The organism is Terrisporobacter petrolearius (genome assembly GCF_020748185.1).
GTDB classification, from domain to species: Bacteria; Bacillota; Clostridia; order Peptostreptococcales; family Peptostreptococcaceae; genus Terrisporobacter; species Terrisporobacter petrolearius.
In genome coordinates, this window is the sequence record NZ_JAHZMO010000019.1 from 50,278 (window position 1) to 58,109 (window position 7,832).

General features: G+C 28.3%; 10 protein-coding genes. 9 read left to right on the top strand and 1 reads right to left on the bottom strand.

What is annotated here, in order from left to right; all coding sequences use genetic code 11:
- Positions 1–10: 10 nt before the first annotated feature.
- A complete protein-coding gene (gene kal / locus K0040_RS12010; protein ID WP_265588876.1) occupies positions 11–415 on the top strand; it encodes a 3-aminobutyryl-CoA ammonia lyase in 405 nt (134 codons plus the stop codon).
- An 85-nt stretch (positions 416–500) separates the two neighbouring features.
- On the opposite strand, the gene K0040_RS12015 is transcribed toward kal, so the two are convergent.
- The gene (locus K0040_RS12015; RefSeq protein ID WP_228109033.1) at positions 501–1,217 is read right to left on the bottom strand and encodes an HAD family hydrolase; all 717 of its coding nucleotides are present in this window, start codon (positions 1,215–1,217) and stop codon (positions 501–503) included.
- A 198-nt stretch (positions 1,218–1,415) separates the two neighbouring features.
- Here K0040_RS12015 and msrA point away from each other — a divergent pair, with 198 nt between their 5' ends.
- The 8 genes from msrA (at position 1,416) to K0040_RS12055 (ending at position 7,729) form a co-directional block, all read left to right on the top strand.
- Positions 1,416–2,339, top strand: a complete 924-nt coding sequence (msrA, locus tag K0040_RS12020) for a peptide-methionine (S)-S-oxide reductase MsrA (RefSeq protein ID WP_228109034.1) — start codon at positions 1,416–1,418, stop codon at positions 2,337–2,339.
- A 124-nt stretch (positions 2,340–2,463) separates the two neighbouring features.
- Positions 2,464–2,697 (top strand): preprotein translocase subunit SecG, encoded by a 234-nt coding sequence (gene secG, locus K0040_RS12025; RefSeq protein ID WP_228109035.1) that lies wholly within the window; start codon positions 2,464–2,466, stop codon positions 2,695–2,697.
- Positions 2,698–2,844: 147 nt separating this feature from the next.
- Positions 2,845–3,216, top strand: coding sequence for a PH domain-containing protein (locus K0040_RS12030; RefSeq protein ID WP_228109036.1), 372 nt, complete (start codon positions 2,845–2,847; stop codon positions 3,214–3,216).
- A gap of 297 nt (positions 3,217–3,513) precedes the next feature.
- Positions 3,514–5,370 carry a BglG family transcription antiterminator gene (locus K0040_RS12035; protein ID WP_228109037.1) on the top strand — a complete coding sequence of 619 codons (1,857 nt, stop codon included), beginning with the start codon at positions 3,514–3,516 and terminating at the stop codon, positions 5,368–5,370.
- A gap of 9 nt (positions 5,371–5,379) precedes the next feature.
- Positions 5,380–6,402, top strand: a complete 1,023-nt coding sequence (gene ypdE, locus K0040_RS12040) for an aminopeptidase (RefSeq protein ID WP_228109038.1) — start codon at positions 5,380–5,382, stop codon at positions 6,400–6,402.
- Positions 6,403–6,414: 12 nt separating this feature from the next.
- Positions 6,415–6,735, top strand: a complete 321-nt coding sequence (locus K0040_RS12045; RefSeq protein WP_228109039.1) for a PTS lactose/cellobiose transporter subunit IIA — start codon at positions 6,415–6,417, stop codon at positions 6,733–6,735.
- A 2-nt stretch (positions 6,736–6,737) separates the two neighbouring features.
- A complete protein-coding gene (locus K0040_RS12050; RefSeq protein ID WP_228109040.1) occupies positions 6,738–7,064 on the top strand; it encodes a PTS sugar transporter subunit IIB in 327 nt (108 codons plus the stop codon).
- A 41-nt stretch (positions 7,065–7,105) separates the two neighbouring features.
- Positions 7,106–7,729 (top strand): PTS transporter subunit EIIC, encoded by a 624-nt coding sequence (locus tag K0040_RS12055; RefSeq protein ID WP_228109041.1) that lies wholly within the window; start codon positions 7,106–7,108, stop codon positions 7,727–7,729.
- Positions 7,730–7,832: the final 103 nt, after the last annotated feature.

Consider the following 7,832-nt stretch of genomic DNA (forward strand, 5'->3'; position numbering starts at 1 on the left):
GGATTTAGAAATGGAAAAAATAACATCAACAATAAGATTAAGAATGGCAGCTCATGATGCACATTATGGTGGAAATTTAGTAGATGGGGCTAGAATGGTTCAATTATTTGGGGATATAGCAACAGAAATAATGATAAAATGTGATGGAGATGAAGGCTTATTTAGAGCATACGATAATATAGAATTTTTAGCACCAGTATATGCAGGAGATTTCATAGAAGCTTATGGCGAGTTGGAAAAATGCGGAAATACTTCGAGAATAATGAAAATGGAAGCTAGAAAAGTAATAGCTCCTAGAAGTGATATTAGTGATTCAGCTGCAGATTTCTTAGAAGAGAGCGTAGTAGTGGCTAGAGCTCATGCAACTTGTGTAGTAAAAAAAGAATGTCAAAGAAGAACTGTAGAAAACGCATAATTAATTTATAATTAACCCAACGAATATAAATTTTATTATAAGCTCATATTGATAAAGTTGCACTTAATCAATATGAGCTTATTTTTTAACTAATTTTAATAATAATATCTAAGATATCAGTGGTTGCATAAGCTGTGAAGTCTGGTTTAACAATCCAATCACTAGGAGTGTTACCACTATAGCTTGCTGAAATACAGATTACTTTAGTATTATACCCTTGGGATTTATAGAATTCTTCTGCATTTTTGCCAAAAATAGTATCTTCTTGATGATCACCAATATATACTAGAATACTGTCATCTAATGAAATATCTAGCTTTTCAACGCATTTTAAAAATCCCATTGGATTTGGTTTTTGCTCAGTATATGAGATATCTTCGTACCCTATAATACTATGAAAGCATTTTTCAACATTATAATGTTTTAATGTATTATAAATATTTTTAGAACAATTTTGCGAGCATATACCATGTTTAATATTAGATAAATTATTTACAACATAATCCATTTTATCAAACATATCAGGTAGTGTAGTGTCCTTTAACTGATAAGGGCTCCACAACTTACCAGCCTCATCTATTTGCTCATCTGTTAATCCATAAGCAAACTTATATAATTCTCTCCAATTTTTATATTTATAATTTGCCTCTTCATAATTTTCAACAGATGTTAGAGCCTTTGGAAGATTATTATCCAAATCAGGTATAAAGTTTTTTAAAACCTCTTTAGTTACTTCTATGTTCTTTTTTACAGAATTAACCAGGGTACCATCGTAATCCCACAGTATAGCTGAAATTTTCATAATTAATACTCCTATTATATTTATATTTTATTAATTAAAATTAATATGACTTTACTAATAACTAAAATAATTGTAAATCAAGCAAAGAATAAGTGCACCACAATTTTTATTAATATATAAATAATAATTTGTAGATTACAGCAAACTATTTAGGGAATAAAAATAATAAAGATAGATTCACATGGAAGGAGAATTGTTATGAAAAAGTTAGCAACATTTGCAGGAGGATGTTTTTGGTGCATGGTAAAACCTTTTGATGAGTATGAAGGTGTAGAATCTGTAATTTCAGGTTATACTGGTGGATATACACAAAATCCTACTTACGAAGATGTATGTACTGACTTAACAGGACATATTGAAGCTATACAAATTACATTTGATGATGAAATAATAAGTTATAAAGAACTATTAGATATATATTGGAGTGTTATAGACCCTACTCAAGTAGGAGGACAATTTGCTGATAGGGGGCATCATTACAAGACAGTGATTTTTTATCATGATGAAAATCAAAGAAAAGAAGCAGAAAAATCTAAAGAGGAATTAGGACAAAGTGGACTATACAACAAGCCAATAGCAACAGAAATTAGAAAAGCAGAAGTTTTTTATGAAGCAGAAGACTATCATCAATATTATTATAAGAAAAATCCAGAGCATTATAATAGATACTACCAAGGTTCAGGAAGAGCAAAACATATTAAAAAAGTGTGGGCGAAGAAAAATCTTACACCACTTCAATATGAAGTAACTCAAAATTCTGCCACAGAGCCACCTTTTGAAAATGAATATTATGATAATTTTGAAGCAGGAATTTATGTGGATATTATAAGTGGAGAACCTTTATTTGCATCTAAGGATAAGTTTGAATCAGGTTGTGGATGGCCTAGTTTTGCAAAACCACTGGGAAAAGGAATACTAAATTTTTATGAAGATTATTCTCACAACATGGAAAGAGTAGAAGTTAAGGGGAATAAAAGTGGAGCTCATATGGGACATGTGTTTGAAGATGGACCAGAAGAAATGGGAGGACTTAGATTTTGCATTAATTCTGCATCCTTAAGATTTATTCCAAAAGAAAAAATGAAAGACGAAGGATATGAAGAATATTTGAAATACTTATAGAGAAAAATAATAATAAAGAGTTGAATTTGTGGATAAAAGCAAAGTCTATTCGTTGTAAAATACACCATATTATGATAAACTAAAGGTTGAATATTTATTAATATCATAAATAGGAGGTTACATTATGATAAATAATGTATTAATGGGGATACAACTTGTTTTAGCCGTATTCTTAATGTTAGTTATCATGCCACAAGAAGGTAAAGATAACTTTAAATCGGATTTTAGTGGTGGAGGAGATGGTTCACAAGCTTACTTCAAACCAAAAGGAAAACAAGCATTTCTTTTAAAATCAACTAAGATAGTATCAGTACTATTTTTCATAAATGCAATAGCATTATTAATAGTAAACAAATAATATTAAATAAATGGCCAAATTTAATATTCAAAAACTTAAAGGTTAAATTTAATTTTTAAATGAAGAGGATGATTATGCAAAAGCATAGTCATTTTTTTGCTATAATATTAATATAATACTAAATTTATAATAAAAAGGGAGAATATTATGGCTGAAATAGATAATATTTTAGAATGGATCTTTATTTCAAAATGTAAAATACCAGAAGATATAGTAGATGTGCTAGCACCAGGGGAAGTAGCAGTTACAGCCTACAGAACTTTAAGGGATAGTGCAACATTTACAGACAAAAGAATAGTAATAAGAGACGTTCAAGGGTTAACAGGCAAGAAAGTTGAGATTTACTCCATACCATATTCATCAATAAACATGTGGTCAACAGAGACAGCAGGAATGTTGTTTGATTTAAGTGCAGAAGTAGAGATTTGGACAAGAGCAGGTCATATAAAAATAACATTGCAAAAAGGTGTAGATGTGAGAGAATTTGATAGACTTATTGCTCACTGTGTTTTAAGATAGAGAAATTTCAAGTAGATATCATACTAATATGTATGATATCTATTTTTTTGTGGAAAAAAGTATTAGGTAACCTTTTGCATCTTATGATGAAATTAAAAACCTTTTTTACATATACACAAGAACGTATAATAAAAATATAAGTATCTTACACAAGATTACATAATATTACATATACCGTGAATTGTGATAAAATATTAAAATATATTTATATGATATATTTAAATATTCATTATAAAATGTTTATTAACTAAAGGTTAAAAATATATAATTTAAAGAGTTTGGGCAATGGGAGGTGTAATGATGCGAATATTAAATATTATTAATGATTTAGTTGATGCCAATAAATATTTGTCTATAGGATATTTTATGGATAGATACTCTGTATCTAAGAGAACAGTACAAAATGATTTTTCTTATCTTACGAATATATCAAAGAAAAAAGGTTTTTCTCTAAATCAAAAAAGAGGTAGTGGATATCTTTTAGAAATAGAAAATCAATTAATATTTAATAATTTTATAAAAGAATTAAAACAAGTAAGTAATCAACCTAAGCTAAATGTTGAGAATATAATTGCTTTTATTGCTCTTAATGAAAATTATATAACAATAGATAATTTAATAGAACAATTACAATCTAGTAGATCAGTAATAAAAGGCCACATGAAAGAGACAAATAATTACTTAAAGCAATATAATCTTACATTGGAGAGAAAAGCTCACTATGGAATAAAAATATGTAATGGAATGAAAGAACGCAGAAATTTACTTGTGGAACTTTACACAAATGAAAATGAAATCATAAAAAAACATATTGATAGTGTTGTGGAAAACGATTTTAAAAATGTTGAAGATGAATTAATAAATGAACTTAAAGAAAAAAACTTAGTTATTAATTATATGGAGTTAAAAGAGATATTATCATGGCTAAAAATCACTATATATATAAATGAAAAATTCATTGAATTAGATGAAAATAATAATGATTTAGGAAAAGTAGAAGGCTCTAATATTAAATTATTTGAATCAGACAAAGAAGATTTAATAAGTCTAATTAAAAGCAAGACAAGAAAAAAGGTTAAAAGAAGCGAGACTATAGATAATTTATCTAAGAACTTAGAATATTTTCTAACTGAATTTGATGAGAACAATAATACATTTTTCAATCATGATAATGAGTTTAAAAAAAGTTTGTTAAATCATGTTTCATCTTTATTAGAAAGGTCTGCATTTAGTATATCATACAAAAATCCTATTATTGATGAAATACAAATAAAGTATCCAGTGGCATTTAATATAGCCATATTACTTGGCAAAATGCTTAATTCAAAATACCAAGTAGATATAAATCGTGATGAAATTGGATTTATTGCTACACATTTTGCTATGAATATGGAGAAGCAATTAGTTTATAAATTTAAAAAATATAACTCTATAGCAATTGTTTGTTCATCTGGAGGTGGAAGTGCTCAATTGATAAAGTTTAAAATAAGCGGTTTATTCAAAAATACTGAGATAAGAACCTTTTCTATACTACAGGTAAAAGAAATGGAAGATTTTAATCCTGACATTATTTTTTCTATTTGTGAAATAGACACTAATTTAAAAGTACCAGTTATATATATAAAAGAGCTTTTAGATGACTACGATATTTTAAGAATAAAAGAGTTAGTAATGTTTGAAAATTTTAATCAGTCACTTATACAAGAGAAAAAAACAGCTTTTATTAGTAAGTTCTTCAATATAGATTATTTTGATATAGATGAGAAATCTCTGGACTATATGAAATGTTTAGAACAAACTTCTAAAGACATAGAAGAAGACAAAATAGGTGGAAGTAATTACTCTAAATATGTACTAAAAAGAGAAGGTTTTTCTTCAACTATATATTTAAATGGGGTAGCAATACCTCATCCAATAGAAATGAATGGTAACGAAAATTTAGTTGCTGTGAAAGTTCTGAAAAAACCAATAGAGTTTGAAGGAAAAAAGGTTTCCATTATATTTATGGTTTGTTTGAAGAAAGAAAGTTTAGAACTACACAAAAAAATAACAAATGATTTATATGAAGTCATGAGTGATGTTGAAACAGTACAATTACTTACAAAAGTTAAAACTTTTAAAGAATTTGTAGCAATAATTAATGAAAGAATATAGAGGTTTGTAATGGATATTAAATACTTAAAGAAATTATGTGAAGCAGATGGAATTGCTTCACAGGAACAAGAAATAAGAAATCTATTAATAGAAGATATTAAAGGGGAAGTTGAATTTGATAATCTTGGAAGTATGATAGTACATCATAAAGGCGAAGGAATAAAAATGATGTTTTGTGCTCATATGGATGAAGTAGGTTTCATGGTTAGATATATAAGTGATATAGGAATGCTTCATTTAACAAATGTAGGTGGAGTTAAAGACTCAGCAAAATCATTTCAAAAAGTTACTGTTACGAAAGTAGATGGAAGTAAAGTTAAAGGTTTAATGAATTGTGCTTATGATGATAAACATAGTGTGAAAGATGTTTATGTTGATATAGGTGTAAGTTCTGCAAAAGAAGTTGAAACTTTAGGAATAAACATAGGCGATATGGTTTGTTTTGATAGTGAGAGTGAAATGCTAAATGAAAATGTACTAATGGCAAAGGCATTAGACGATAGAATAGGGTGCTATGTATTAAAAGAACTAGATAAACGATTAAATAATAACAAATCTAATGATGTATATTTAAGTTTTACTAGTTCGGAGGAAGTTGGAACTAGAGGGGGAAAAACAAGCACAGATATTATAAACCCAGATATAGTTTTTGCCATAGATGTGGCATGTGCACCAGACCTAACTAGGAATTATACAAATAATAGACAGCTATCTAAGGGATGTATGATTGTTCATTATGACAAGACAATGGTACCAAATAAGAAATTCCTTAATTATATAAAAAATTTAGCAAAAGAAAAAAATATAAAGTTCCAATGCGATATGTTTGGCGGTGGAGGAACAGATGCAGCAAATGCCCATTTAGTTAATGGTGGAAAATTGGCAATTGTTTTAGGTATACCATTAAGATATTGCCATGGAAACTATTCTATGGTTGATCTTAGAGATGTTGAAGACGTTATAAATTTATGTACTGCTATTGTAAATGAAATGAGCAAAAAACAGTATGATGACATATTAAGTTTTATTTAGGAGGAAGAGAGAATGAATGATTTAGAAATGAAGATAATGCAAATTATTGTATCTTCAGGGGAGAGTAAAGCAAAATCTTTTGAAGCTTTAAATAAAGTGAAAGAAAGAGATTATGCTGGAGCTAGAGCATGTATGGAGGAAGCAAGAAAAATAGATATAGAAGCACATAATGCTCAAACAGCTTTAATACAAAGTGAATTATCTGGAGATGGTGAAGACAAACCGATGTTAAGTTTATTAATGGTTCATGCACAGGATCATTACATGACTTCACAATTATCTAGAGATTTAATAGAAAAACTAATAGAGGTATTTGAATCAAAGGAGGACTAAATATGAGAATAGTATTATGTTGTGCAGGTGGTTTTTCAACTACTATGTTAATGAAAAATATGGAGAACACAGTAAAGAATAGTCAGAAGTTAAATAATGACGATTTTGAGTTCGCTGCTATTCCAGTAGATTTATTAAAGCAAGAAAGAGATAACTGTGATGTATTAGTTATAGGGCCACAAATAGCTCATAGACTTGATTACATCAAACCAATAATTGAACCTAATAATATACCATACGTAGTTATAGATCAAGATACTTATGGAAAAATGGATGGAGCAACAGCTCTAAAAATGGCACTAATAGCTCATAAAAAAGCAAATATGTAATTTTGCAGTGTAAAAAATATATAAAAATAAGGGGAAAAGCAATGTTTGAGAAATTTGAGAAATTTATGAACAAATATCTTACACCATTGGCGCAAAAGATGGATAAGCAACCTCATCTAAGTGCTATAAAGAAATCTATGGTGGCAATGACACCAATACTTATAATAGGAAGTTTATGTTTAATACCAGAGGCAATAGGTAACATTCTAGGAGAAGGAAATCCTATAGCTGATTTTATAATGGCTAATATGGATAATTTTTATCTACCTTTCTATCTAACAATAGGCATGATGGGGCTTTATGTATGTTTATGTATAACTTATTTCCTTGGAGAACACTATAAACTATATATTCCAGGAGCTATGGTGTTAGGAGGAGTTGGGTTCCTTTTAATGACTTTTAATTTCCTTGAAGATGGTGGAATGAACATTAAATATTTAGGGACAAAAGGTTTATTTTTAGCTATGGCGGCAGGAGTAATTGCAGTAGAGTTATATAGATGGTGTAAAAAGAAAAACTTTACTATTCGTATGCCAGAAAGTGTACCAGATTTCGTATCAAGGTCATTTGAATTAATACCAACGACAGTAATAATAGTTGGTTTATTTATGGCTATAAGATTAGTTAGTTTATCATTATTCGGGTTTGTCAATAAAAGTGTGTAAGTAGTTTTTATTTTATAAGTCAGGTAGATAAAATTAATCTACCTGATTTTTTAATACTGATATTTTTTAACTCTTTCTTTTAAATTCTCATCCATATCTAATT

Coding starts and splice junctions, on each gene's coding strand:
- K0040_RS12030 (WP_228109036.1), top strand. CDS start 2,845: ATGGCTGAAATAGATAATATTTTAGAATGGATCTTTATTTCAAAATGT.
- K0040_RS12015 (WP_228109033.1), bottom strand. CDS start 1,217: ATGAAAATTTCAGCTATACTGTGGGATTACGATGGTACCCTGGTTAAT.
- ypdE (WP_228109038.1), top strand. CDS start 5,380: ATGGATATTAAATACTTAAAGAAATTATGTGAAGCAGATGGAATTGCT.
- K0040_RS12045 (WP_228109039.1), top strand. CDS start 6,415: ATGAATGATTTAGAAATGAAGATAATGCAAATTATTGTATCTTCAGGG.
- K0040_RS12050 (WP_228109040.1), top strand. CDS start 6,738: ATGAGAATAGTATTATGTTGTGCAGGTGGTTTTTCAACTACTATGTTA.
- K0040_RS12035 (WP_228109037.1), top strand. CDS start 3,514: ATGATGCGAATATTAAATATTATTAATGATTTAGTTGATGCCAATAAA.
- K0040_RS12055 (WP_228109041.1), top strand. CDS start 7,106: ATGTTTGAGAAATTTGAGAAATTTATGAACAAATATCTTACACCATTG.
- msrA (WP_228109034.1), top strand. CDS start 1,416: ATGAAAAAGTTAGCAACATTTGCAGGAGGATGTTTTTGGTGCATGGTA.
- kal (WP_265588876.1), top strand. CDS start 11: ATGGAAAAAATAACATCAACAATAAGATTAAGAATGGCAGCTCATGAT.
- secG (WP_228109035.1), top strand. CDS start 2,464: ATGATAAATAATGTATTAATGGGGATACAACTTGTTTTAGCCGTATTC.